The following is a 23,940-nucleotide window of genomic DNA, read 5'->3' as shown; positions in this document are numbered from 1 at the left end:
AGACCAGCGGTGATCAGCTTGCAGGTGCTACACGGTGGTCAGGATTGGCCACGGACCACGACGACGGGGCAGCGGGAGTGGTGGACGCAGTGCTGGCTGACCGAGCCCAGGAGCGCTTCGGTGAAGCCGCCGTGACCGCGGCTGCCCACCACGAGCAAGTCCGCGTTCGCCTCCTTTGTGGCGTCCAGCAACGCCCGTGCCGGATGTCCCTGCGAAACCTCCTTGTTGATCTCCACCTCGGAATCCCCGGCGACTTCCTTGACGACTCCGCTCAAGATCTTCACCGTTGTGGTGGCGAGGTCTTCGAGTCCAGGGACTTCCCAGTTGTAGATGAGCGGCGCATCCCAGGCCATCAAGGCCGTGATGCGCCCGTCGACCAGGCCCGCATGCCACACGGCCCACCGCAGTGCCGCCTTGGACGCAGGCGAGCCATCGACGCCGACGACGATGGCGTACCGGTGCTCGTTCATGCCTTCCTCCCCACGCTGGCGATGCGACTCTCGCAAGTTCCGCGCTCCCGGTGAGGGCGATCGCCTCTGCCGGAAAGATCGCTCACGCAGCTGATCGGGGTAACTTCTTCAGAGCTAACGACCTCGTGCATGGTTAGTGCTGGCGCGCGTTGGGGTGTTGTGCGGTCTTGATTCACATCGCAGAGGCCGTCAGTGCGGCGATGGGCCTGCGTTGTGGACGTGGTGGTCCGACAGCAGCCCGGCGACTGCGCGAACGGTGTCGTCGAGGATTTCTCTGCGACCGAGGTGGCGAGCAAGGCTGCGCCAGTTCTTCAGATGGGCAATGCTATGTTCCACTCGCACTCGCCGTCGAGCGTGGGATTTCCGTTGTGCCGCGCGGAGTTCGGCGATTCCGGGCATGCGCTCCAGTCGTTTTTTGTGATGCTTCAATGTCGGGGTGAGCACCTGGCCGCAGGTCTGCGCACCGAGGCCTTGGTAGCCGGCGTCTGTGAGGATTTCGACTGCCATGGTGTGCTCAAGCCAGTTGGTGACACCGGCCTGTCGGGCTTGGGTGATGTCAGCGGTGCTGCCCCGGCAGGTGGCCCCGCAAAACAGAACGCGTCCTTGCGCATCACTGATCATCAGCGCTTTCATGGCGTTGTGTCGGGACTTGCCGGAGATGAACTGGTGCCGACCCGCCCGCTTGACGGTGGGCTGGCGCACCGGATCTCGGTGGCGTCCATTAGTGCGGTCTGCCGCACGCTGTCGAGGTAGGCGACCACATCGGCGACCGTGCGCAGCCGAATCCCCTGCTCCACGCGGCAACCGCGATCGGCCAGCAACGGCCGGATTTCGTTGAGAGCCCGGGTGATCGTCGAACGGTCGACCCCGAACCACGCCGCCAGCACATCATGCGTGCTGCCATGCCGCAGATGCACCAGCGTGACCAACAGCCGATCCACGAACACCAGCTTGTACTTCGCCCCCGCGCCCGGTGCCCGCCGTCGCGGACGATCAGACAGCCGAGCATCCTGACGGGCCTGCCACGCCGGGCCCACCTCCGCCACCAAATCGGCGATGACCTGCCCGGATAACCCTGTCACCCGACGACTCGACAACACCCCAGCACGACCCACACCAAGATCATCTCAGTCCAAGATCGCCAACCATGCACGAGGTCGTTAGTCCCACCTGTCAGCGTGATCATCCTGGCTTCAAGGTATCCACCAAACCGGGGCGGCTCATTCCGGCAACTCGTCGGATCAGAGGTTCCCATTTTTCGCGTACTTCTGAAGGCGGGAGGAGTCGGAATACTGCTTGGTTCGAACATTGGTACTAAATCTGGTGCGGCTTCGTGGCTAGTGGAACGCTCGCTGTGCTCGAACAACCTTGCTTCGTGATGTAGGCACGCCCTGAGGCAACGGTCTTGCCCTGAATGGCGGTGCCTTATGTAGCTGCGATGCTGAGATATTCTCCTTCCGAGAAGCAGGGCTGGGGGTGGTTTTCCACCGCTGATAGGCGACGAAACGCGTCTACTGGTAGTCACACGTTGGTGTTTGACGGTGGTGGGAAGGCGTATGCCTGTTCGACGTTCTGGGTTAGCCGCGGTGTGGGGGGCGATCTCTGAGGTCTGCCTCGCGGGCGCCTTAGTTACTGCGTTCAACGCACCTGTTGCGACGATGCAGGTGTTCGGCGTGAGCAGCGTTGTCATCGTGGTCGCCGCCGTGGTTGAGATCGGCGGGGCTGTTTGTTGGATCTTGGTGGCCAGGGGGCCGCGTTTCGTCGGTTTGGTCTCATCGCTGCTGGTTTCCGTCACCTCCGGGGGTGTGGCTGCTTGGGCTCTTCAATGCCTGATCGGAGCTTCGGGAATGGAGCAGGCGGGCACCGGGTTGCTGCTGCTTGTTGGTGTGGTCGGAATGGTTGGGGTCGCTACGCAATTGGCGCGGCCTGTCGGACCGAGCCCCACGTTGTGAGGCAGGGCGGGGGATTGGTGTGGGGGACGAGGACCTAGCGGCAAGGTTAGAGAGGCTTGGCCGGCGGTTGCATGAGGCGCGTTTGTCGCTGGAGAACGCGGCCCAAGCGGCTTCGCGTGACGTAGAGGGTGCCGATCGCACGGCTGCTATTCGTGTCCGTTTGGACTCGGAGGGGATGCCAGTTGCGATACGTGTCCACCCTCGGTGGTTCGAAAAGCTCGATGCAGAAGCGTTTCCGGCCGCGGTGTCCGAAGCTGCCGATGCCGCCTTGCGGCAGCGAATGGCGGGTTGGGGAGATGCTCTGACCCAGACCTCTGGAGAGGCGCAACTCGACGAGTTTCCCAGCATGCCGCCAGTCGCGTCTCTCAGAGCAAGTCGACCGCGGCCGCGTGGCCTAGAGGTGCTCGCCGAGCACATGATTGAAGCCTTGTCCACCGCGCTGGACTACTCTCGGAATCCGCCCCCAGCTCCCCAGGGACATGGCAGCTCCACCGACGGGAAGCTAAGGCTGACGATATCCGCGTTCGGTCAACTATCCTGTGAATCGGATCCAAAGTGGATCGAAACACGCGGAGGGGCGCGATTGACGCACGGCTTGAGCGATGCGTTGGCTCAAGCGCGAACAAACCTGAAAAAAGCCTTGGCGAGACAGGCGAGGAAGAAACGTGAATGGGAATCTGAGCTGAACGAAGCATTCTCGATCATGCATGATCCAAGCAAGCATCGTCCACAGTGATGGAAGGGATGCGTTGTGGCGCCACCGGACAAAGGCGAAGTTGAGGTCGCAACACGCGCACTTCGCGCCGAGGCGGACGTCTGGGACGAGCAAGCCGACATTCTGGCTGAGATTGCAGTGCAAGCCGACCAGCTCCGCATGGGGTATCTGGAATCGGGCATCTTCTTCCCCATGGCATCCGCGTACGACTCCGTCGTCGACCAGGTTCACCACCGGTGTAATGAAGGGGTGAGCAGGACACGGGACGTGGCCACAACATTGCGTCAGGTCGCGGATACCTACGAGCAGGAGGACGACGACGGCACTCACGCATTCCGTAACCTGTACTGACGTCCGGCAGGTGATTGTTCGTGTTCAGCGAAGCACAGTTCCGTACTGTCGTAGACCAGCTCACAGCGGGGAAGGAGGAGTTGAACGGTCAGATCGCACGGATCGGTCCAGCGGCGGCAGCCGCAGTCCAGTCCAGCTGGGTTTCCCAGCCTGTCAAGGACGCGATCGAATGGTGTGCTCAGGTGCTCGAGGAGGCAGCAACCGAGATCTACGAGGTAGTCGTAGATCTGCTAAAAGCCGCCCTCGCCCCACTGCTCATGTACCAAAGGGCCTGGGAATGGCAAAGCCTACGCGGACGTGCCAGCACCGTCGCCGGCCGCCTTACGGCCGAGGCGCTGATCGTCGACAACAAGTGGCGTGGCGAAGCCGCAGCTGCCTACGGCGCTGCGATCAAGCCCCAGTCGCAGGCCGCCACACGCATCGGAACGATCGCCAGCAAGACCGCCACTGCTCTTACGGTCTGCGCCTCCGCAGGCGTTGCCTTCTATGTAGCCATGGGATTCATCCTCGCCAAATACATCCAGACAATGGCTTTGGCTATCGCCGCGTTCGAATCAGGAGTCTTCTCCTGGGCCGGAGCCGCTCTCTTCGTCGCTGAAACAGTCGTCGGCTCCGCGCTCACCAGCGCAGCCGTCACCACCCTCGGGGCGCTGGTCGCAGCTCAAGCCGCCATGCTGGTCGACCTACACGGCGAAGCCGTCGACGCCACAGACTTCCCGGGAGGATCCTGGCCCGATGCCACAACCAACCCCTTCAATGACGCTACCGTCACCGACGGTGATGCCGACTGGTCGCTCGGGTAGTTGGGCGGCGATCTCCAATCGTCGAGCTTGCCATCGAAGTTCGACCGAGGGTCGGTCAGGTCTTCAAAAGGCGGTGCAGGATGTGGCGGGCGTCGTTGTCTTCGGCTGCGGCGTCCCAGAGGCGGTCGGTCAGTGTGTGGTAGGTGGCGACTTCGTCTTCGTCGGTGATGCGGATTTCGGCGGTGATGTTCTCGACGAGTGCGAGGTCGTCGAGCAGCCAGTACCCGTGCATGGGCATGTAGGGCAGCCGTTGGTCGAGCGGGAGTATGCCGAAGCGGATGTGCGTGATGCCGATCAGCGATGTCAGCCGGTCGAGCTGGGAGTGCATGGTCTCAGGTGGACAGACGGGAGGACGACACTGGGACCGCAGTCGGCATCGTGGCGTTGGAAGGCCTCGTCGAGAAGTATGTCGGAGCCGTCCGCGACGCCACTCACGTCGACTGACCACGCTGGGATGCGAGGACTTCATCGCTCGATCCCGGCGTGTCATGGCCACTGATCGGGCATAGCTGGCCGGTGGCAGTCACATAGAAATGCGGCCCACTGCGGCAGCCGCGGTGGGCCGCCGTTGACAGTTTCCCACCGTGGGGGGACTACCGAGGCGTTCCCGGCGTGGCAGGTAGGCCAACCGGGGGCGTTCGTTGAAACTCGGACGGCGGGGCGCTGAGCGGCTAGGGTCGAGCTCCTGGGCCGTGCCCCAAGCATGACGTGCGGCCCGCTGCACAGTCCGGCGCCCGCACCCCGGTACGTGGTCTATCGGGGTGCGGGCGCCGGTTGCACTGCTGGAGTCGCCTTTAGCGGGTCAGAACCGATCGGCCTTGACCGCAGCGAGGAACGAAGCCCACTGCGTTGGCGTGGCGGTGAAGTACCCGGCCGCCCGGTCCTTGGTGTCACGGACGGCCGCGCCACCTTCGGAGCCGGGGACGCGACCGACCTCAACACAGTTGGTCTGTTCGTGGGAGAACGTGGATTTACGCCAGTTGCTCACGGCGGCGTGGGGGATCACGTGGAATTCCTTTCCATTTCGGTTGCGATCTCGGCAATGAGCTTCAACGAGTCGTCTCCGCTCAGTGCCACAGCGCGGAGTTGATCCTCCGCACGTGCGTAGTCGGCAACGTCTCGGGCGTTGTAGAGAAAACCGGATGACCGGTAGTGCTCCAAGTGCACGATGGGCGCCGCCTTGGGGAACTCGAACAGGACGAACGGACCGGCATGGGCAACGTGGATGGCCTGCGCACCCGAACGGACGACCCGTACGTGCACGTTGGGCCGTTCGGCCATCGCGAGGATGTGGGCCAACTGGTCTGCCATGACTTCTGGACCACCGATGGGTTCGCGTAGGACGCCCTCGGCGATGTACGTAGAGAAGTCCGGGGCGTTGCGGCGCTGAGTGAGGATGTTCTGGCGGCCGAGCCGCAACAGGACCAGCTTTTCCGTTTCGCTGGACTGAACGTTGGACATAACGGCGCGGATGTAGTCTGCGGTTTGCAGCAGGCCTGGAACGATCAACGGCGAGACGTCAACCATCCTCGTGCAAGTGCGCTCGAACTCGATGAGTGTCGTCAACTCCGTGCGGATGCCGGAGACGTCGGACGTGATCCAGTTCGAAGCGTCCACATCCTCGGCCAACTCCACCAGCCGGTCCCGTTCGGCGCCGTTGACGCCTATCAGGGCGAGATATGCGGCCACCTCGGCGGGCTCCGGCACGGTCGTGCCGTTCTCCCAACGCTGCAAACGTGCGCGTGCAACCTCAAGCTTTTGAGCAAGCTTGTTCGCGGACATGCTCGCGTCCTCACGTGCTTTCCGCAGTTCAGCGCCAAGATGACGCGCCTTGGGGCTGCCTCCAGGACTCCTGGCCATGCTCACGATCCTATTCGTTGGTCAACCGGTTACTGATCGCTATCCCCGATCGGGGTATTGCGCTTGTTGCTCGCGATCAACCATCGTTGCTCGCGAGCAACATTGCTCACGAGCAACACATGGAGAGCATGAGCAACTCTGAACCGGGAAGGGTACCGACGTGGGGACGCAGACGATCAAAGGGGCCGTCGCGGTCGGCGGTTCGTTGGCGGGGGAAGGTGCCAGCGCAGATACGCGGTCGTGGCGCTTGCCTTGCACGGATGCTTTCGGGCGTTCGTACGAGCTGGTGATCACGGCGCAGCGCGGCGGCCCGGCACCGGGCATCGGCATTTCGTCCCCCGTTGGGGAGTACGGGCTCGTGGAAGTGAACCGCGTCGGTGAGTTGGTGTGGGCGATCAACCGGGCCACCGTGTTCATTCTGAACGGCCGGGACGGTGGTGATCGGCCGTGTACCCCGAGACTCTGATCTTGATTGGGGCTGCGCTCGGCCTCGGCATGGGCAACGTCGCCCTGCGGGTCACGCAGTCCGAATGGTGGCGTCGCCAAGCTGCGGTGTGGCAGTTCCGATGGGCTACGCGCCCGTCTCGTCTGGCACGCACCCGCCGGACGACGCGTGAGGCTGTGGCGGCCTGTCAGGCGCCCCGCAGGTTGCGGCGCCAGCCTGCCGCGATTCCCCCGTCTCGCGGTAGGCATCGGGCCGGGTGCCGGGCACGCGGGGGAGCGCGTCGCCCGGCCCCGGTCATGCGGGAGGTGGCCTAACCGTGATGTTCGCCCGTCTCCGCCCGGATCGCGTACAGGTCAACTCAGTGCTCCTTCAGCACCTCGCGCCGGTGGGCCCTCGGCGAGCTCCGCGCCGCGTCCCCGTGTTCTGCGGGCTGACGTTCGACGCCTTCGACCTGGACCCCCGATTCATCGATCGACCGGCCGGCCAGCCGTGTCCGGATTGCCTGCGGAACGCACCCGTGGAGTTGACGATGACCCTTGCTCGTGTCACCGGCGTGTTGCCGCCGGACATCCTGGGAACCGGCGACGCCCCGGCGGAGGAGGTTGTCTACCTCCAGGGGTGCGCGAAGCTCGGGGTTCGGCACATCCAGCCGCCGGCCGGACTGGTCATGCGCGGCGTCCGCCTCGGCAACCCGGTGGTACTCGCCGAGTGCGGCCATATGGCCTGGTGCCCGATCGTCGGCCCGTGGCCGTCGCTGGACTGGCGGGTGTGCCTCGAATGCCTTCGAGCGTGGCGGGCGCGCTCCGTCACCAAGCTGCCCGGCGGGGAACCCCCCATCCCGCCAGCCGGGCACGTCCGGTCGAGGTAAGTCCCCCCTCTGCCTCGGCCGGACACCTAGACGGGCTCCTGGTCGTTTGGATTCCCCGACCCGGGCGACTTGGAGTTCTCCGGCTCGCCCTCCCCGGCATGGAGGGGCGGGCGGGCCGGTCCCATCCATCCCAACCGAAAGAGTCTCGCAATGACCCTCACGAACATCGATGTTCGGAAGGCAGCGAAGTCCTATATGGACAAGTACCCGAACGACGCGCTGGACCTCAAGCCGCTGGTGGATCTGATGGCCGAGGGCATCGACATCACCACCCGCGCCGAAATGCGCGGCCACGTGACCGCAAGCGCCGTGGTGATGAACGATGCGGGTTTCGTCCTGCTGGTCAACCACCTTGCCACTGGGCAATGGATACAGCCGGGCGGCCACCCCGAGGCCGGAGATCACAGCCTGTCCGATACGGCCAAGCGGGAAGCGAACGAGGAAACCGGCATCCATCCGGCACTCCTGAAACTGGCCTTCACAAGGCCGATTCACGTGATTCCGACGCGGCCTGAGAAGCGGGAGCAGGCGCGCACGCATTGGGACTTCCGCTACCTGTTCTGGACTTCGGCGCGTGTCGGCGAGATCCAACCGGAAGAGGTGAGCGGCGCTGGCTTCTTCTCGATCAACTCACTACCGGGCGAGGTCCTGCGTGAGCGCGTGCGTCTGGCGATGAACTGAAACGGTGTGAAATACTAATGTTTAGGCAAGGAAATGTGCCATGGACCAAACTGAACTACGTCGTGATCGACGCGCAGGGAACGGCCCCACGGACACATCCGCCAGACCTGGTGGAGCTCTCCGCAGTGTCCATTGAGGATGGAATACTGGACCGGCCGGTTACCTGGCGGGTCCGCCCCAAGGAGCGGATCAGTCGGCATGGGCATAAGGTTCACGGCATTTCCAACGCGGACGTTGCGCTGTGCCCGCCGTTCGCGGCCGTCGCGGAGGCAGTGCGAACCTACTTCGGCGACGCCATACCGGTTGGCCACAATGTTCGTACGAGCCTAGGCGTGATGGTGCGGAAGCTGCCGGACTGGCGACCCGTTGAGGCGCTCGACACGCTCCGACTGGTTCGATCCATATTGGATATTCGGGAACGGCGCCTGTCGGCGCTTGCGGAGTACCTGGGGTTGACGGGGAACATTCCGGAGTACCTGAGACCACAGGGGGCTACGTGGAATGCACTGGTGACCGCCCACCTGTTCCTGCACCTGGCGAACAACTCTGGACGACAGTGGACAGTTTCGGAACTTCGGGAGCGCGGCCAATGGTTGTGCCCGCACCCTGTATCGCGGATGCAGCTTCTCGGGGAAAGGCTGACGCAATGACGGCACGGCATGAATTCATCCTTCGGTTGTTCTACGGGTTGATGGCTTCCGTCTGCCTCCTAGCCTCTTTCGCGTACATGTACCTGATCAACAAGCAACCGGAACAGCCGGCGCCCTGCTTGGCCGTGGTGTCCAAGCCGTTGGTGCAGCCGTGACCGGGCGGATGCTTCCGAAGCCGGTGGTGCGCTTCGATGCCGACGCCTGCGAGTGGCATCTCATCGAGTGGCAGGCACGCGGATGGCTCCGGCGGCGGGCCGTTCCGGTCATCGTGGGGCGAGCGGTCGTGTACACAGGACGATCCGATGGATGGGTCGTGATGCGCACTGGCGAATCTCCATGGCAGCCGTTCACCTTCTGGCCCGACCAAACGACAGTTTTCGTGTGGGGCAGAGAAAAATCCGCCGCCTAAGCGGTCATGGCGAACGGTGACGGCCGACCGTGGACCGTCTGCCCGACGCGCGAGTTGACGCGATACGTACTGAGAACTCGGTGAAGCAGCAGGGAAACGGGGAGCACATGAGCTCCGCGCCAACGAACGGCGATCGAATCGTGAGCCCAGAACTGCCCCACCGGGAGCCGGGAAGCAGCGGCTACCAGCGGTGGATGGGCGGCGAGCTGTATGGCCACCAGGTCCAGGTGGTGGCGACGCCCAACGCCGAATGGACGGCTGAGGACTTGGCCTTCCTGGACAGCAACATGGGTGGCCGTCTGTCGCTGCGGGTTCGCGGCGAGGAACTCCCGGAAGGGAGGTACACAACCGGAAAAACGTTGCACACCCCTAAACGTTGGTGATCAACCAACTTGAAGGGATGCAATCGTGACCGCAGTAGCGGAAGAACTGAAGTCGGCCCGGACACTGGTCTCCCCGGACCTGTTCGCCAGTTTAGTGGCGGACTTTGAGAAGGGCTGCGCCACGACTGGGCAGCGCGGTAACGAGAACACCGAAACCCAGAATCCGACCGAAGAAGACGACGACTAGCACCACTGGGACGGGGCCGAGTATGACCCAAGGTTGGAAAGACCTTCCCGAACGAGTACGGGAAGAAATCGAGTGGTACACCGGCCCCGTCTCCGAGGTGGCCGATACCGCAGGCGGGCTGAATACCGATGTGGCGTCCGTTCTCACGTGCCCCGATGGCGATCGGGTTTTCGTGAAGGGCGTTCACGGAGTATCACGTCGGATGCGGTGGCTTCGGAACGAGACCACGGCCGGGGCGCTGGCGCCCGGCATTGCCCCGGCCGTGCGTTTCCACGCCGACGTGGACGACTGGTTGGTGGTGGGGTTCGACTATCTACCGGGCCGACCGGCGAACCTGTTGCCAGGGTCGTTGGACCTGGCGTTGGTTGCCTCCACGATCGACAAGATCAGCGCGTTGCCCGCCCCGGACCTGCCGACGCTGCGGGATAGGTGGAGCGTCACGGACTGGTGGGAGCGGCTGGAGGAGAAATGGCCGGACGTTGTGGCCGGGTTCGATGTGGAGGAAATGGCCCGGTGGACCCGGACCGCGCCGGAGCTGGTCTACGGGGACCGGTTGGTCCACACCGATCTCCACGCGGGCCAGTTCCTCATTGCCGAGGACGGTTCGGGCCGGGTGATCGATTGGGGCTGGCCGGCGGCCGGGGCCCCGTGGGTAGACGCGGCCTACATGGTGCTTCGCCTGATCAATGCCGGCCACCCGCCACGGCAGGCCGAGGTGTGGGCGTCGTTCCTGGAGTGCTGGCGTGGGGTGGACCGCGTGGTCCTCACCGGGTGGTCCGCATTCGTCGCCGGTCTCTGGTCGTACCGGGCTTGCTCCGGCGACGCACCGGAGTGGCTGGCCCAGCTGGCACGGCGGTACGCCGCATGGTGCGTGGAGATGGGACGGAAGTAACGGCCGTGTGCAACCTCAGCACGAACGAGGACGGCACCCACACGAAGATCCGGGACTGCAACCATTGCGGTTGTGGCCTTTCGGACAAGTCGGGTGATCACGTCTATCAGCAAACGGGGACGGTGCTGGGTAAGACTGCCCGTCTTCCAATGCTGGCGCTGCAATGCCTACAGGGAGTAGATCGTCCGATCCTGGACGCACGAAAGCGGCCCCCCACGTCGGCAAGGGCGTGTGGGCCGCTTGTTGCGTATGCCGCGACAGGGCGGTGCCGCGATCCAGTTCACGGTGACGGAGTCGATCGTCAGCCAACCGCCGGCCACCAGGGCCGCCAACACGAGGCGGGCAGCCTCGGCGAACGCCGTCGGTTCGCCCTCGAGGTGCCGGGGTTGGTTCGAGTCGGTGTGCGCGGCCGTCACTGCAGCAACCTCATGCCAGCGCCAGGAGTACCGCACTGGCGCCGAATGCCAAAGGCCACAGGCCACACGGGACGGAGGCGATCCAAGTAGGCCACCGGTCCGGCAACGGCCGCGGGTGGGGCGAACACGTAGTGTCCAGCGACCGAGGCCAAGGCGATGATGACGCTTGCCGAGGCGATCCAGCGCGCCGACTGTCCGACCGAGGGTCGGTCAGGTCTTCAAAAGGCGGTGCAGGATGTGGCGGGCGTCGTTGTCTTCGGCTGCGGCGTCCCAGAGGCGGTCGGTCAGTGTGTGGTAGGTGGCGACTTCGTCTTCGTCGGTGATGCGGATTTCGGCGGTGATGTTCTCGACGAGTGCGAGGTCGTCGAGCAGCCAGTACCCGTGCATGGGCATGTAGGGCAGCCGTTGGTCGAGCGGGAGTATGCCGAAGCGGATGTGCGTGATGCCGATCAGCGATGTCAGCCGGTCGAGCTGGGAGTGCATGGTCTCAGGCGGACAGACGGGGTAGCGGAGGGCGGCTTCCGCGACGAGGATCTCGATGCGCTTGCTGGTGTCGTAGAGGACGGCTTGTCGCTGCATGCGTGCAGCGACCGCGTCGTCGACGTCGGCTTCGGTCCCGTTGAGCTCGGAGTAGAGCCGGAAGACCTCGCGGGCGTAGTCGGGGATCTGCGCGAGGCCTGGTACGACTCCGAAGTCGACAGCTCTGATCACCGATGCTGATTGTTCGAGGTTCTGGCCTTCTTCTTGCCGGGCACGCGACCCGCCGCGCTGGCTGCGGCGCCACGACTCGTAGCGGATCTTCAGGTCACGCAGCGCGTCGCGTAGCTCCTCGCGAGTGTCCTCAGCGGCGTGGGTGAGCTCGCACCAGGTGATGATGTCGGAGTCGGTGGGGGCCTGCCGCCCGGTCTCCAGTTTCGAGACTTTCGGCTGGCCCCACTGCGCCCGCTCGGCGAACTGGTGCCCGGTCAAGCCGGTCTGCTCACGCAGTCTGCGCAATCGGTCACCGAACTCGCGTCGGCGTTTGTCGAAGTCGGTCACGCTTCCTCAGTCGTTCACCTGTCTACGAGGATGCGGTAGTCCTCGAGTGTGATGGCGTTGCGGACGGCGGTGTGCTGCCATCCGCGGTGTTCATCGACGATGGCCGGGTCCGTGATCACTTCTGCGTGTCGCAGGCCGGAGGGCCCGAAGTGCATGACGGCGAGCCGTTCGTCGTCAAACACCCAATAGTCGTAATCCGGTAAGGCCAGTTCGCGGGCCTGGGTGGCCGACAAGACGCGGATGTCCTCGCCGGCGGCGGCGTTGTAGGGGGCGACGGCCATTTCGAATCGCAGGTAGTCGGTAAGGGGTTCGGTCAGCACGCGGACCCGGGCGTAGCTCCTTCCTTGCCGGGTTGCCGCGCGTACGCCGTCGAGCCAGCCGGCCAGGTAGCTGACGTCGAGCTCACCGGTGCCCAGGTAGTGCTGCAGTGCTTGCTGCTCGGCGTCGACGTGGTAGGACGGCTGGGTTTCGAAGCGCCAGGCGCAGTGGGCGAAGCTCCCGAAGAGGTCGTCGAAGGCCTGGCCCGGTGGGACGAGGCGGCTCACGCCGTGTTCCTCGGTGCGAAGTTCAGCAGGGTCTTGGGAATTTCGACGGCGGTCTCGGTCGTCGGCATCCCGCGCTCGTGCAAGGCCGCGAGGGCCTCCGGGTCGGTGATCTTGTAACCCTGGACGACGTAGGTGTCCCGGTCGGTTTCGTACAGGTTGGGGCACTGGCCGCCCGTGCTCGTGGTGCCGAGGAACCTCAACTTCATCGGTACTCCTGTCGTCGGCGCAGGCATCGAGCCGATGCGCATTATGTCTGCCGCTTCATCGAATCGCACGACCAGGTGCAGCGCTATGCTCCAGTCGAGTGGAGAATACAGCGAATATTCGAATTATTCTTGTCGATCTCCATCGGTGGGTGCCACGCTGCTTTCAGCAAGCCCCGCCTACGCCTCAGGAGTCGCAGCACATGGCCGGAGATCGAAGGGCAGATGTGTCTGCGTTGATGCCTCCGGGGCACGCGCCGGGCGCTCTGGCGAAGCCCGGTGCGGAAGAGGTGATTGACCGGCAGGTCGTGTGGGTGCTGCATCTGCATTCGCGGCTGACGCGGCGGCAGGCACATGGGATCGTCGCGGTTGATCTTGAGGACGGCGTTGCCCAGTGTCTCTGCGGACTCGAACTCCGGCCTCACGAGGTCGGTGATGTCCCTTCTGGCGGTTGCCAGGTCTGCGAATGCTGCATTGCCGAAACCCCCTAGTCGGCAATGAGATGCGGTGATCGAGCACCGCGTCAACTGTGGAGTGTCTGCCCGCCGGACAGTCGGGCAGATCGGCTGTGCCTGACCGGGCACAGCTTGGTTCAACCGTGGAAGGAGATTCTGGTGAAGGTGGACGAGTTGTTCAGTGGTGACCTGATGGAGGGGGTGCCCTCGGCTGCCGAGGCGACCGGCACGAAGGCCCCCGGCCCCGAGGACGGCAACGCCAAGGGTGATTACTGCAACTGACTTCGCACGTGAGGGGTGGGCCTTTCCGGGCTCACCCCTCGCTTCCAACGAAAGCGGTGCCTGCCCATGCTGGCTATGCAGTTACATCTTTCCGATCTGTGCTCGCCCGGACGATGGACGTACCGGAACGGCCGTTGGGAGCACGGCGGCAGCTGGATTGCCCTGCCACCGGTCGCCGCGCTGCGTGTCTTCGTCAAGCACGAGCCGACTGTGACGACACTGGTCGTGCGTGAACAGCTGACCGGGTGTTTCACGCCCCCGGAAGACTGCCCTGACCAGAAGGACCGAACGAGATGGCCAGGCGACTACGTGACGATTTACCTCAGGGAGAGCAAGGCCGAGCTCGAAGCCGGCCTCTACGGCACAGCGCCGGTCTACCTCACCGCCACGGCCACAACCCTGTACGGCTCGTGGTGGTTGCCCGACCTACGGCACCGCCTGTCGGCTGATGACCTGCGTGATCGGGCAGTTGCCCGCCTGCTGACCCGGCAGCAGCCCTACACCGCCGAGACCCTCTTCGCGCAGGTGTGGCAGCTGACCGAACGAGCCCGGGCGACCTTTGCCGCCGACGGTCTGACGTTGACGTACCCCGAACCCGCGATGCATGTGCTCCACGCCCGCGACATCGCAGCCGGCGTGGACGTGACCGACGCGTTCGAAGCCCTGCTCGCCGAGAGCGTCGCCACGCGACGAGCACGGACCCCTGTGGGTATGGAGCTGTCCGGAGGGTGCGACTCGGCCAACGTCGCACTCTCGGTGCGCGACGTCCACGACGGCCCCCTCTTCAGCGCTGGCGTGATCGTCGACGACACGACCGTGGGCAGCGATCAGCGGCAGCGGCGTGCAAGCATTGCGGCACTGTGCGGCCTGGTGGACGAACCGATCAACGGCTCTGCATTCCCGCCGTTCGCTCCTGGCGGCATTCGCGGAAGGGGCGAGCCGCACGACGTCGGGGAGTTCTACCGTGAAGCCTTCGCCGCCGTCGGCCGTCACCTTGCCCAGCACGGAGTACAGGTGGTCTTCACCGGAGTCGGCGGGGACGAACTCGCAGCGTTGCGCCCCAACGAGGCCACGCCGCTACCGCCTCGCGCCGAGCGCATTCCGTGGCTGGGTCCTCGGGCACGAACAGCTGCCGTCGAAGACGACGGGGGAGCGGCGCCGATCTCGGTGCTGCCGAGATCAGTCCTGACCGGCAGCGCCGTGCACAACCCGGACTATCTCGCTGCCGGCATGTGGCCCATCGCTCCGCTGGTCACGCCTGCACTCGTGCGGTTTAGCCAGCAGTTGCCCGTGCACTTCAGGCGCAGCAAGCGGTTCCTGCGCCAGCGCCTGCACCGCGCCGGACTTCCAGAAACCGTGGTTCATCCGCGGCGCCCGGAGAACTTCCTCGGCCTCATGCAGACAGGACTGCGTCGCCATGGCATGCCGCTGGCGCGGCATCTCCTGAGGAAGGGCATGCTGCTGGCTGACACCGGGCACATCGACTCGGCCGTGTTCGCCGACACCGTCGACGACGCGTCGACACGCGAGCATCTGCCGACCGTGTTGTGCGACACCTTGATGGCCGAAGTGTCCCTACGAAGCCTGCTAGGGTGCCCTGTTTCCGTGCCCAGTCGGGAGCTTTAATGACAAGTTCGGGAGATCTCCGCAGGCGTAGCCTGCTTTATCGGAATCCGTCGTGGTACGACGAGCTGCTGTCCGGCGCCACTGCTCCGCTGTGTGCGGTGCAGGATCTCGTTGCGGACTACCGGCCGGATGCCCGCGCCGTCCTGGAGTTCGGTTGCGGCACCGGGCGAGACCTCGCCCGCTTGGCAGCGGCAGGCTTTGAATGCACAGGCGTAGACCTGCAGCCGGGAATGGTTGAGTACGCCCGCCGCCGGCATCCCGGTCTGACCGTGGAACTCGGCGACATGCGCAGCATTCGGCTACCCGCGACCGCCGGCATCCTCTTGTGCTTGGGGAACTCCCTGGCGTACAACCACACCGACCGCGACATGTGCGAGGCCTTCGCGACCTTCGCCGCGCATGCCCAACCCGGTGCGTTGCTGGTGCTGTTTACTCCCGTCGCCCCACCACCGCCTGAGTCGGCAAATCCGGTGGCGTCGCGTGTGGACACCGACACCATGCATGGTGAGGTCACCACCAGAGTCGTCTGGGACGATCAAACGCAGATGACGACCATGTACCGGGAGTGGACGCTCGACAACGGCGAACGCCATACCGACGCGATCCGGCGTCGCATCTTGACGCGTGAACAGCTGAAAACACACCTCACCACGGCTGGATTCGAACTACTGGAACAGTTTGCCGACCCAGACCAACGCCGCACCAACGATGACCTCCACTCGCGATCGGTTTTCACCGCCGCCCGCTACCGGGCTTAGGTGATCGTCTCGACTGGTCCTGAGGCCTTCTGGATGAGCAGCTCGTTGCTTATTTGACGGCTCTCACTCAGGCAATGCGCCCATTCGGGTGAGTGTCGTGTGAGCTGAGCTCAGTTCGGGGAACATGCCGGGACCTCAAGGCGGCATCCAGGGCTGTCAGCAGCTGCTGTGCGAGGGTGATCGCATCGGGCCTGCGGCGCGGTCGCAGTGTCACATGTTGGATGGCCTGCTGGCGGTCACGTGCGCACACGCCTCCCCAGATTCCCCAGCTCGTGCCTTCGGTGCTTTCGTAGGTCAGGGCGATGGCGAGACATTCGGTCCTAACTGGACAGCCCGCACACGCGTGGGCAGCTTGGCGGCGCTGGTACTCCACCGATTCGGTGCCGCGGGCCGGTGCTGGAAACCATCTGTCCTGGGTGGCGGACGTGACGCAGCGGCCACGCTGGCGTACTTCATTCTGGAGTTCTCCTATTTCTTGATCAAACACGGCGACCCCCCATATGTGAATCAAAGGTCCCGTCACTTTCGTCTGCGTGCCTCGATCAGTGCGGGACATGCTTCAGCTGCTCGAGACGGAGGTGTCGTCCACACGGGCCTCCCGTGCCCTTCTTTCGCGCTTCCGCGTTAATGGGAACGAATGGGGCCCATCTCGTCAGCGAAGTATGATCTGGATTTTCGTCTGTCTTGCTACGCTACTACGCATCAAGATTGCTGCAACCTGGGTTTTGCATCGCTGGCGCGGCTGGTTCGAGGGTGTCATGCTTGCGGGTAACGCTGAAGTGGAGAGACGTGATGACGAACAGCTCTGAGCAAACGCCTTCGGCTACATCGCCGACCTTAGGCAGTCGGCTCAACCGCCTGTTCGAGGTGCAACGGCCCCCACATGCCCCGGAGCGGACGTTTACCAATCGGGAGGTCGTGGCCGCCTGCAAGGCGTCCGGACGGGAACTGTCTGAGTCGCATCTTTCCGAGCTGCGCAGGGGAGTGAAGACCAACCCAACCGTGCGCACCCTCGAAGCCGTCGCCTGGTTCTTCGAGATTCGTATCGGCTACTTCACTGATCCCGTCGTGGCTGCGGAGGTCGAGACTGAGTTGGCCGTGCGTGAGGAGAAACTACGTGCCAAGATCGCGGCTGATCGTCAGGTCCTCCAGGAGCTGCGGGCAGCGACCGAGGAGCTGCAGCAGGCGATGAGGGAGTCGGGCGTTACGAAGGTCGGCCACCGGGGGACGACCAACGTCACGGCCGCGCGCGAGCAGGCGGCGATGATGCGTGCACTCGCTCGCGCCCTACTCGGCGACGACGAAGAGGACGAGGAGGCTGGGGGGAGGACACGTGCATGACCGATGCCGAGGACAACGCAGGGTCAGTAGCAGGCCGGCTGAATTGGCTGTTCAACGTGGCCGAGGTCATGGACCCAGCTATCGGCTGGCGGCCGTACACCAACATTGAGGTCGGTCAGGCTACGGGAGTGAGCGGCGACGCTGTCGCCCGTCTGCGTGCTGGCGAGCATGCAGACCCGGAACAACTTGGGGCCATCGCCAATTTCTTCGGAGTCGATCCTGCTTTCTTCGGGGCCGATCCGACCGAGGTCGCTCGCGCGCACGAGGCAATTCTCAGGCATGCGCTGCACGACTGTGATCTTGACGGCTTTCGGATCTGCCGCGCGTTCGCGCCGTCAGCCGTAACGCGCTGGGACGAGCTCGGCCGAGGCCTGGGTACCTCAGCTGCTGTCGAGGCCGAGGCTCACCCGTCGCGTGATGGTATGGACAGCGGCCGTATCTGGAGGTCGGCGCTTACGGGACCGTTGAACGTGACGCAGATGCTGGCGTTGGGCCAGAACCTGATCACCACTGTCGGGATGCGTCCACCACTGGATCCGGTCGACTTGTGCCATCGACTCGGGAAGCATCGTGGCCGGGCTATCAAGGTTCGTGGAGTCGATCTCGGTGCTACCACCTCGGTAGGCCATGTAGCGCAACAGCGGCGGGTGGACTCCATCCTGTACGAGCGGGCAGCCCCGACACCACAGCGAGATTTGGTGATCTTTCACGAAGTGATCCATCTCGTCCGCGAGCACCTGGATGTCGGCGAGTCTCTTACGTGCGGGGTTGCAGCCTCACAGGCACCGAATGCGCATGGTGCCTACGCCGACTGGCGCGAGTGGGAGGCAGAGGTCGGAGCTCGCCTCCTGGTGACGATGTCGCGTCAGCGACCGCGGCCGAACGATCTGCCCGCGGATGTGGGTGCGGCGGAGCGCAGCATCGCTGCGGCCTTCGGCTTCGTCGAGCTGGATCAGGAACGAACATGAATGCTGAGCTGGCGCTGCGGTGGCTCAAGGCTGCCGTGATCGTGGCGATCGCGGTCTGGGAACTCGTCCAGCTGACGCGAAGGCGGCACGATCTCGCACTGCGGGTCTTGGTGCCCGGCCTGCTGTGCTTGGCGTTTGCGGCCACCGTCGGCATCCGTACGCCCATGTTGGCTCCGGTCAAAGAGTTCTTCGGCAGTGCGTGGACGCCGTTGATCAACGGGTGTTGGATGGCGATGGCCTACGCATGGGCTGCGTACTTCCTTCTTGCGGACACCAGCAAACCTGTGTCCACGCGGGTCCGCGCTGCATGGCTCGAACTCGGTGTGTTCGCCATCGCGGTGACCACAATGGTGGTGATGCTTGAGGTGTGGCCGGTGGAAGCCAGGAGTGGCCAATACCGGACATGGCAACGCGCGGTGTTCTACCTCGCCGTCGACGGGTACTCGTTGGCCGCATGGTTTGTTGGGATCCGCCGGGCCAGCCGATACCTCACACGGTTGGTGCATCCGTGGGCTCGAACCGCATTCTGGGTTGTGATCGTCGGCAGCGCCGCAATGGCGCTGGGAGTCAACGCGGTCTCGCTGATCCGGCAAGCCATTCGGGCGGTCTCGCCCCAGGCCAAGCTTGAGGTCCTGAGCACGCTGTACTCCGCAGGCCAGCTCGGTGGTCAACTGCTGCTGGCGTTCGGGCTGGCACTGGCACCGTTGGCCACCGCCGTCGTCACGGTCAAGATGCGTTATGAGCAAGCCCTGCGAATTCGCTACACCGCCGAGATGCGACCGTTGTGGCAAACACTCACCATGGAGTTCCCGCACATCGCCTTGGACATCCACCACAGTGGAGGCCGTCGCAGCGGTGACGATGACTTTGAGCGCATTACTGCCGAGATCACCGATGGATTGGCCGAGCTTGCGCGAGACTGCCCGGAACCGGGCGGTGATCCTCGCGAACCGGTCGTGGCGGCGAACATGGTGGAGGCCGCATTGCGGCGGCGCGCGCAGGCTCGTGATGCGCGGTGGGCCGGCGATGAGCCTGAGCCCATTGAACCTCCCTATCCGCGCGTGGAGCCCGACTTCCACGACAGTTGGCACCGCCGAGCACAGTGGATGATCCGGCTCGGTGACGAGCTGACAAGGCGCGGCGCGATTGGAAAGGAACTGGAGCGTGGCACCGTCGGAGAATGACGTGCGTCTGTCCGTCCTGGACACTTCGCCGATCGTGCGCGGCTCCACGGCTCAGCAGGCCCTGCACAACACACTCGATCTAGCCCGGTTTGCCGACGAACTGGGCTACCACCGGTACTGGGTGCCTGAGCACCACAGCATGCGCGGCGTCGCGAGCTCTGCTCCCGCAGTGCTGGTGGGCCGGATCGCCTGTGCTACTCACCGCATGCGCGTGGGGTCCGGCGGGGTTCTGTTGCCCCATCACGCTCCGCTGGTGGTCGCTGAGCAGTTCGGCACTCTGGAGGCGCTGCATCCCGGACGGATTGATCTCGGAGTCGGCCGTGCCCCCGGCGGGCCGCCTCTTGCCACTGCCGCGATCCGCGGTTCACGCACGCTCAACGACGTGTCGTTCGGTGAGCGGCTCCATGAGCTGCTCGGCTACTTCGATCCACCCGAGGAACAGAGTGTCACGGCTGTGCCTGCCGTCGGAAACCAGCCGCATGTGTGGATTCTCGGCTCAAGCAACGCCAGCGCCAAGCTCGCGAGCTCGGTGGGCTTGCGCTACGCGTTCGCCCACCACCTCAACCCAGACGGCCTGGACGCTGTCCGGGAGTACAGGGACTCGTTTCAGCCTTCCTCTGTGTCGCCGGCCCCGCAGATCATTGTCAGCGTGTCGGTCATCGTCGCGGACACCGATGAGCGCGCCGAATGGCTCGCGGGATCAACCCGACTGAAAGTGCTCAGCCGCATACACGGCAAGCGAATCCTGCTGCCCAGCCCGGAAGAGGCGGCCGAGTACCCCTACACCTCCGCAGACCGCGAGGAGATCGCCGCGCGCTCCCACAGCGTCATAGCGGGCTCGCCCACGACCGTATGCAGCAAGCTGACCGCCATACTCGACGAGACAGGCGCGGACGAGATCATGGTGACCACCCCCGTCTACAACCACACTGATCGCCGCCGATCCTACGAGCTGCTCAGCTCGCTCACATTCAGTTCCGCCGCCAGCACGCTCGACGATCGTATCCGTCAACTTGGCAAGCCCATCGCTCAAGGCTGGAAAGCGACCAGCACGGACTGACCGCCCGTCCAGTGGTCTTCTCGTCGAAGACCACCAACTCAGCCTGAGTGTGGTGTGGACGGTCATGGCAGAGCCGAGGAATGACGGGTCCGAACATGAACGCGTGGGACGAGCCTCGCCAGATAGTCAAGGCTCGTCCCACGGCTGGAATTTCCAGTTCTCGTGCACCGTCCTGGGATTCACGTGTCGATAGTGACGTGATGCTTTTGCCTCGTTGTTCTACACGGAGGGCGCGGTCAGGCCGAGACAGCCAGCGACACTGCCGTGCACCCAGCCGGTGACTCGGGTGGTGTCGTCGGTCAGGTTGACCCAGTCCGGTGTCGTGGGGGCCCCGCCGACGAGCTGGTGCACACGGTAGGCGTGTGCTTTGTAGTAGACGCCGTCGACGGGCGACTGCAGATCTGCGGCGCGGTGGATGCGGGCACCGTCTTGAATAGACAACGCGGTGCCAGGCGGGCAGGCGCCTTCCGCGTGAGCTGCGCCGGTGAGGCCTAGCATCAGGGTTACCGCAGCCACTGCCAGGTTCACCGCAGCACTACATGTTTTTCGCATCGAAAGTTCCTCTCGTAATCAGACTTTGTCAATACAGAAGCGAAACTTCGCTGGCCGGGATGCGTTGGATGTGGACCCCAGCGGGCAGGGCTCCGATGAAAGCGGAGGGAATCAGCGAAGCATCAGAGCACGTGTTGATGTGGGAGTCCTTGGCGTGGCTCTTCCAAGTGCGGCAGGCCGCATGACCCTGCGATGCAGTCGTCGCCGGGGGCGGCTTCGGCCGCGAGCACCGCGCTGGCGGCGGGAAGCATGGCCCCGACTACGGCGATAAACGCAGCCCAAACCATGTTCATGACCGCCCTGGGGAGGTACTGATTCTTTCTCTTCATTTCATTTCCTTTCTCTTTTTGGGTGCAGTTCTCCTGGGCGAGATTTCGCCCTGGGTGGGTGTGTTGTGTGGGCCGCGAGCGGCTAGTTGGTGATGCGGAGGATGGCCGCGGTCCAGGTCATGCCGACGCCGATGCCCAGCAGGGCGACGTGCTCTCCGGCGACGACGAGGCGCCGAGTGAGGAGGTGGTGCAGGTCGACGATGTGGTCGCAGGCGCCCATGTGGCCGTAGCGGCTGGCAAGGAAGGCGCTGCTGCGTTCTTCGGGGATCCCGAGCGGTGCGAGGCAGTGCCTGTGGGTCAGCGGGGCGCCGTAATGCGGGCAGAGCAGGAAGCGGAGGTCGTCGAGTTCGAGCTCGGCGTCATACAGCGCTTGCTTGACGACGGTGCTGACGGCGGCGGTGTTGAGGGTCTCGAGGCCGTCGGGTCCGTCGTGGGTGCCCAGCCAGTGTGCTTTTCGCTGGCGTAGCTGAATTGGTGGTCTGTAGGTGTTTCCGTTGTACCAGCAGGTGTCTCCGCGGTGGAGGCCTTCCAGGTGGGGTTGCGCGCAGGAGGCGGTGGAGATCAGCTCTGCCACGGCACCGACGCGGGAGTCGCGTTGGAGGAGGACGGCGGCTCCGGCGTCGCCGTAGGTGATGCCGGGGTCGGTTTGCCAGCGGTCGAACAGGGGCGTATGGAAGGTGTCGCCGGCGGTGAGGAGCGCCGCGTGGCCAGGTTGGCCTTTGAGGACGTTGGTGGCGAGTTCGAGGCCGGCGACCATGCTGTTGGACATGGCGTTGACCGCGAGGGTCATGGTGGTGTTGATCCCGAGCTGGTCGGCGACAAAGCAGTTGGGCGACCAGAAGTCGATGCCCGGGTCGTGGATCGTGGAGTGCAGGTGCAGGTCCATGCGGCGGTGGAAGCCGTGGAGGGCTTGGCGTCCGGCGCGTGTCGCGAGCTCCGGCCCGGTGCATTCTGGTGCGATGGCGAGGGAATCCTGGTGGTTCCGCTGCGCCTGCTGTGCGCTGTAGTGGCCGGCGCTGATGGCGTCGGTGGCGGGCATGAGGTCGCCGACGGCGGCTCCGATGCCGTTGATCGTGATCCCGTGGTGTCGCATGCCGATCACCTCGCCGGGTGCGTCGTATTGGAGAGGCGTCCGGTGAACCACACTTCGCGGAATCCGTCGGCGCCGATCGAGCAGTCACGGCTGAGGGTGTGGAAGACGGGGTCGAGGGCGCGGTTGACGAATCCGAGGAAGACAGGCTTAGCGGCGCCGGTGACCGCGGACAGGTGGCCCCAGTCTTCGCCGTCTTGCCACCGCAGAATAAAGAGCGTTCGGGATCTGCTGGTTTGTCGTACGGTTCGCATAGTGGATCACTCCATTCCCGCGCGTGGCGCGGCAGGAAGAAAGAGGAAAGGGAGCCCATTCGGGAAATCGCCATCTCAGTGGAGAGGGTTCCGCGTTGTGGGTTTCGCCACGGTGGCACGGGCGCGGTTCTGGTGTCAGTTTTTGGCCGCGCCCACCGGCCAGATACACCCATCCGAGTGGGCCTGGCGTCCGACGCCGTTGGATCTTCCGGTATCGAAAGCCCTTGGCACGAAGCGTGATCACGACTTAGCCCCTCTGCTGCACGGGAACGATGCGGCCGGGCATCAGGAGATGGTTGTTCTGCCTGAGGCTTCACTCGAACGGGCGCATACACCAGTTCGCGGTGGCCAAAAACTGACACGAGGCGCGGTCCGATGCCACGCTCAATCTCCCCGGACTCGCTGCGACAAATCCGGCTCCCTCTGGCTTCCTCGCAGCCTGGTCCCCGGTTTCGGAGGTGAAATTGTGGTGCTGGCACATTCTTCCCTGCCTCACATCAGTGGAGGGCGTCGTTCATGCACCGACGCTTTCCTGCTCTGTGCTGGTGGTCGCGGTTGTTGTCCTCGCAGGCATCGCGGTCGGCCCGTTGGTGGCGTGGGCAGTGCGGCCGTGGGTGATGTGGTCAACAGGCTCCTGGCCGATGGCCGGGTTCAGCGTTGCCGGCGGCGCTGTCTCGCTCGCTGTGGGGTGCCGCTTCGCCACCGATCCTGTGCTCGCCGCGTGGTGGTGGTGGGCGATCTGCAGCGTGGCGCTGGCCTGGATCGATATCGCCTGCCACCGATTGCCCCGCCCTTGGGTGATCGCCTTGACAGCTGGCGGATTGGTCGTGTTCACCGTCCACGCGATCACGATGTCCTCGCCGACGGCGCTGCTGCGATCGTTCTGCGCTGGTGTCGTGGTCCTGGCCGTCGGTTCGCTCGCGTACTGGATCGCGCCGGGTGGGCTGGGGTACGGCGATATCACGTTGCTCGCTGCGATCTCGGTGTACACCGGGTGGATCGGGTGGCGCACTGTGCTGGTGGGCATCGCCGCGTCGCTGCTGGTCCTCGGCGTACTCGCCGGCCTGGCATGGGCCACCACGCTGAGATCCCGGACCGCGCGCATCGCCGCCGGTCCAAGCCTGATACTCGGCGGCTGGATAGCCGTCCTCGTCCACATCTCCTGAAAGGCGA

Annotated in this window: 31 protein-coding genes; 18 read left to right on the top strand and 13 right to left on the bottom strand. The window is 64.6% G+C overall.

All coding sequences use genetic code 11. The features are described from left to right. Positions 1-38: 38 nt before the first annotated feature. The 3 genes from AC07FN_RS32325 to AC07FN_RS32315 all read right to left on the bottom strand — a co-directional run bounded on the left by AC07FN_RS32325 (position 39) and on the right by AC07FN_RS32315 (position 1,516). Entirely contained in the window at positions 39-470 is a 432-nt protein-coding gene (locus tag AC07FN_RS32325) for a universal stress protein (protein WP_478399020.1), read from the bottom strand. 189 nt (positions 471-659) lie between these two features. Further along, on the bottom strand, positions 660-1,172 hold the full coding sequence (locus AC07FN_RS32320; protein WP_478399019.1) for a transposase family protein: 513 nt from the start codon (positions 1,170-1,172) through the stop codon (positions 660-662). Further along, on the bottom strand, positions 1,100-1,516 hold the full coding sequence (locus tag AC07FN_RS32315) for a helix-turn-helix domain-containing protein (RefSeq protein WP_478399018.1): 417 nt from the start codon (positions 1,514-1,516) through the stop codon (positions 1,100-1,102). The genes AC07FN_RS32320 and AC07FN_RS32315 overlap by 73 nt, the downstream gene beginning before the upstream one ends. A 627-nt stretch (positions 1,517-2,143) precedes the next feature. Between AC07FN_RS32315 and AC07FN_RS32310 the strand changes: the two genes are divergently transcribed. The 4 genes from AC07FN_RS32310 to AC07FN_RS32295 all read left to right on the top strand — a co-directional run bounded on the left by AC07FN_RS32310 (position 2,144) and on the right by AC07FN_RS32295 (position 4,291). Then, positions 2,144-2,422 carry a hypothetical protein gene (locus AC07FN_RS32310; RefSeq protein WP_478399017.1) on the top strand — a complete coding sequence of 93 codons (279 nt, stop codon included), beginning with the start codon at positions 2,144-2,146 and terminating at the stop codon, positions 2,420-2,422. An 82-nt stretch (positions 2,423-2,504) separates the two neighbouring features. Further along, positions 2,505-3,158, top strand: coding sequence for a hypothetical protein (locus tag AC07FN_RS32305; protein WP_478399016.1), 654 nt, complete (start codon positions 2,505-2,507; stop codon positions 3,156-3,158). A 15-nt stretch (positions 3,159-3,173) separates the two neighbouring features. Beyond that, positions 3,174-3,488, top strand: coding sequence for a type VII secretion target (locus AC07FN_RS32300; protein WP_478399015.1), 315 nt, complete (start codon positions 3,174-3,176; stop codon positions 3,486-3,488). A 20-nt stretch (positions 3,489-3,508) separates the two neighbouring features. Next, positions 3,509-4,291 carry a hypothetical protein gene (locus AC07FN_RS32295; protein ID WP_478399014.1) on the top strand — a complete coding sequence of 261 codons (783 nt, stop codon included), beginning with the start codon at positions 3,509-3,511 and terminating at the stop codon, positions 4,289-4,291. A gap of 55 nt (positions 4,292-4,346) precedes the next feature. Here AC07FN_RS32295 and AC07FN_RS32290 read toward each other — a convergent pair whose 3' ends face one another. The 3 genes from AC07FN_RS32290 to AC07FN_RS32280 form a co-directional block, all read right to left on the bottom strand. Then, positions 4,347-4,814 carry a Scr1 family TA system antitoxin-like transcriptional regulator gene (locus tag AC07FN_RS32290; RefSeq protein ID WP_478399034.1) on the bottom strand — a complete coding sequence of 156 codons (468 nt, stop codon included), beginning with the start codon at positions 4,812-4,814 and terminating at the stop codon, positions 4,347-4,349. A 279-nt stretch (positions 4,815-5,093) separates the two neighbouring features. Continuing rightward, entirely contained in the window at positions 5,094-5,297 is a 204-nt protein-coding gene (locus AC07FN_RS32285) for a DUF397 domain-containing protein (protein ID WP_478399013.1), read from the bottom strand. After that, positions 5,294-6,151, bottom strand: a complete 858-nt coding sequence (locus tag AC07FN_RS32280; RefSeq protein ID WP_478399012.1) for a helix-turn-helix domain-containing protein — start codon at positions 6,149-6,151, stop codon at positions 5,294-5,296. Before AC07FN_RS32280 ends, AC07FN_RS32285 begins: the two co-directional genes overlap by 4 nt. Before the next feature lie 974 nt (positions 6,152-7,125). On the opposite strand from AC07FN_RS32280, the gene AC07FN_RS32275 reads away from it, so the two are divergent. From AC07FN_RS32275 to AC07FN_RS32250, 6 genes are all read left to right on the top strand, one after another. After that, on the top strand, positions 7,126-7,464 hold the full coding sequence (locus AC07FN_RS32275; RefSeq protein WP_478399011.1) for a hypothetical protein: 339 nt from the start codon (positions 7,126-7,128) through the stop codon (positions 7,462-7,464). Between the two features lie 150 nt (positions 7,465-7,614). Further along, entirely contained in the window at positions 7,615-8,145 is a 531-nt protein-coding gene (locus tag AC07FN_RS32270) for an NUDIX hydrolase (RefSeq protein WP_478399010.1), read from the top strand. A 17-nt stretch (positions 8,146-8,162) separates the two neighbouring features. Next, positions 8,163-8,795, top strand: a complete 633-nt coding sequence (locus AC07FN_RS32265; protein WP_478399009.1) for a 3'-5' exonuclease — start codon at positions 8,163-8,165, stop codon at positions 8,793-8,795. Between the two features lie 438 nt (positions 8,796-9,233). Further along, complete coding sequence (locus AC07FN_RS32260; protein WP_478399008.1) at positions 9,234-9,587, top strand: hypothetical protein; 354 nt, start codon at positions 9,234-9,236, stop codon at positions 9,585-9,587. Positions 9,588-9,612: 25 nt separating this feature from the next. Then, positions 9,613-9,774, top strand: coding sequence for a hypothetical protein (locus AC07FN_RS32255; RefSeq protein ID WP_478399007.1), 162 nt, complete (start codon positions 9,613-9,615; stop codon positions 9,772-9,774). 202 nt (positions 9,775-9,976) lie between these two features. Further along, positions 9,977-10,666: a phosphotransferase family protein gene (locus AC07FN_RS32250; protein ID WP_478399006.1), complete on the top strand. Its 690-nt coding sequence runs from the start codon at positions 9,977-9,979 to the stop codon at positions 10,664-10,666. Positions 10,667-11,292: 626 nt separating this feature from the next. Here AC07FN_RS32250 and AC07FN_RS32245 read toward each other — a convergent pair. Genes AC07FN_RS32245 through AC07FN_RS32235 form a run of 3 tightly spaced genes read right to left on the bottom strand, consistent with a single transcriptional unit; the run spans position 11,293 to position 12,871 of the window. Then, positions 11,293-12,120 (bottom strand): helix-turn-helix domain-containing protein, encoded by an 828-nt coding sequence (locus AC07FN_RS32245; protein ID WP_478399005.1) that lies wholly within the window; start codon positions 12,118-12,120, stop codon positions 11,293-11,295. 14 nt (positions 12,121-12,134) lie between these two features. Next, positions 12,135-12,665, bottom strand: coding sequence for a DUF6879 family protein (locus AC07FN_RS32240; RefSeq protein ID WP_478399004.1), 531 nt, complete (start codon positions 12,663-12,665; stop codon positions 12,135-12,137). Beyond that, a complete protein-coding gene (locus tag AC07FN_RS32235) occupies positions 12,662-12,871 on the bottom strand; it encodes a hypothetical protein (protein WP_478399003.1) in 210 nt (69 codons plus the stop codon). The genes AC07FN_RS32240 and AC07FN_RS32235 overlap by 4 nt, the downstream gene beginning before the upstream one ends. A 611-nt stretch (positions 12,872-13,482) precedes the next feature. Between AC07FN_RS32235 and AC07FN_RS32230 the strand changes: the two genes are divergently transcribed. The 3 genes from AC07FN_RS32230 (at position 13,483) to AC07FN_RS32220 (ending at position 15,989) form a co-directional block, all read left to right on the top strand. Further along, positions 13,483-13,605: a hypothetical protein gene (locus tag AC07FN_RS32230; RefSeq protein ID WP_478399002.1), complete on the top strand. Its 123-nt coding sequence runs from the start codon at positions 13,483-13,485 to the stop codon at positions 13,603-13,605. 66 nt (positions 13,606-13,671) lie between these two features. After that, positions 13,672-15,231 carry an asparagine synthase-related protein gene (locus AC07FN_RS32225; RefSeq protein ID WP_478399001.1) on the top strand — a complete coding sequence of 520 codons (1,560 nt, stop codon included), beginning with the start codon at positions 13,672-13,674 and terminating at the stop codon, positions 15,229-15,231. Next, complete coding sequence (locus AC07FN_RS32220) at positions 15,231-15,989, top strand: class I SAM-dependent methyltransferase (protein WP_478399000.1); 759 nt, start codon at positions 15,231-15,233, stop codon at positions 15,987-15,989. The genes AC07FN_RS32225 and AC07FN_RS32220 overlap by 1 nt, the downstream gene beginning before the upstream one ends. Before the next feature lie 67 nt (positions 15,990-16,056). Here AC07FN_RS32220 and AC07FN_RS32215 read toward each other — a convergent pair whose 3' ends face one another. Beyond that, positions 16,057-16,545: a WhiB family transcriptional regulator gene (locus AC07FN_RS32215; protein ID WP_478398999.1), complete on the bottom strand. Its 489-nt coding sequence runs from the start codon at positions 16,543-16,545 to the stop codon at positions 16,057-16,059. A gap of 206 nt (positions 16,546-16,751) precedes the next feature. On the opposite strand from AC07FN_RS32215, the gene AC07FN_RS32210 reads away from it, so the two are divergent. The 4 genes from AC07FN_RS32210 to AC07FN_RS32195 are packed head-to-tail and all read left to right on the top strand — an operon-like array spanning position 16,752 to position 20,542. Then, positions 16,752-17,330 carry a hypothetical protein gene (locus tag AC07FN_RS32210; RefSeq protein ID WP_478398998.1) on the top strand — a complete coding sequence of 193 codons (579 nt, stop codon included), beginning with the start codon at positions 16,752-16,754 and terminating at the stop codon, positions 17,328-17,330. Continuing rightward, complete coding sequence (locus tag AC07FN_RS32205) at positions 17,327-18,298, top strand: hypothetical protein (RefSeq protein ID WP_478398997.1); 972 nt, start codon at positions 17,327-17,329, stop codon at positions 18,296-18,298. Before AC07FN_RS32210 ends, AC07FN_RS32205 begins: the two co-directional genes overlap by 4 nt. Further along, positions 18,295-19,482, top strand: a complete 1,188-nt coding sequence (locus AC07FN_RS32200; RefSeq protein ID WP_478398996.1) for an MAB_1171c family putative transporter — start codon at positions 18,295-18,297, stop codon at positions 19,480-19,482. The genes AC07FN_RS32205 and AC07FN_RS32200 overlap by 4 nt, the downstream gene beginning before the upstream one ends. Beyond that, positions 19,463-20,542, top strand: a complete 1,080-nt coding sequence (locus tag AC07FN_RS32195; RefSeq protein ID WP_478398995.1) for an LLM class flavin-dependent oxidoreductase — start codon at positions 19,463-19,465, stop codon at positions 20,540-20,542. Before AC07FN_RS32200 ends, AC07FN_RS32195 begins: the two co-directional genes overlap by 20 nt. A 219-nt stretch (positions 20,543-20,761) precedes the next feature. Here the strand turns inward: AC07FN_RS32195 and AC07FN_RS32190 are convergent, their stop codons facing one another. The 3 genes from AC07FN_RS32190 to AC07FN_RS32180 all read right to left on the bottom strand — a co-directional run bounded on the left by AC07FN_RS32190 (position 20,762) and on the right by AC07FN_RS32180 (position 23,602). Then, complete coding sequence (locus tag AC07FN_RS32190; protein WP_478398994.1) at positions 20,762-21,070, bottom strand: hypothetical protein; 309 nt, start codon at positions 21,068-21,070, stop codon at positions 20,762-20,764. Between the two features lie 435 nt (positions 21,071-21,505). Next, positions 21,506-22,516, bottom strand: a complete 1,011-nt coding sequence (locus AC07FN_RS32185; RefSeq protein WP_478398993.1) for a ketoacyl-ACP synthase III family protein — start codon at positions 22,514-22,516, stop codon at positions 21,506-21,508. A 765-nt stretch (positions 22,517-23,281) separates the two neighbouring features. Further along, complete coding sequence (locus tag AC07FN_RS32180) at positions 23,282-23,602, bottom strand: hypothetical protein (protein WP_478399037.1); 321 nt, start codon at positions 23,600-23,602, stop codon at positions 23,282-23,284. Here AC07FN_RS32180 and AC07FN_RS32175 point away from each other — a divergent pair. Continuing rightward, positions 23,514-23,933 carry a prepilin peptidase gene (locus AC07FN_RS32175; protein ID WP_478399033.1) on the top strand — a complete coding sequence of 140 codons (420 nt, stop codon included), beginning with the start codon at positions 23,514-23,516 and terminating at the stop codon, positions 23,931-23,933. The two genes, AC07FN_RS32180 and AC07FN_RS32175, sit on opposite strands and share 89 nt — an antisense overlap. Positions 23,934-23,940: the final 7 nt, after the last annotated feature.

The organism is Saccharopolyspora sp. NPDC045941, from assembly GCF_056431445.1.
The sequence above is the reverse complement of the archived record's forward strand: the minus strand, read 5'-3'. Positions and strand labels throughout refer to the sequence as shown.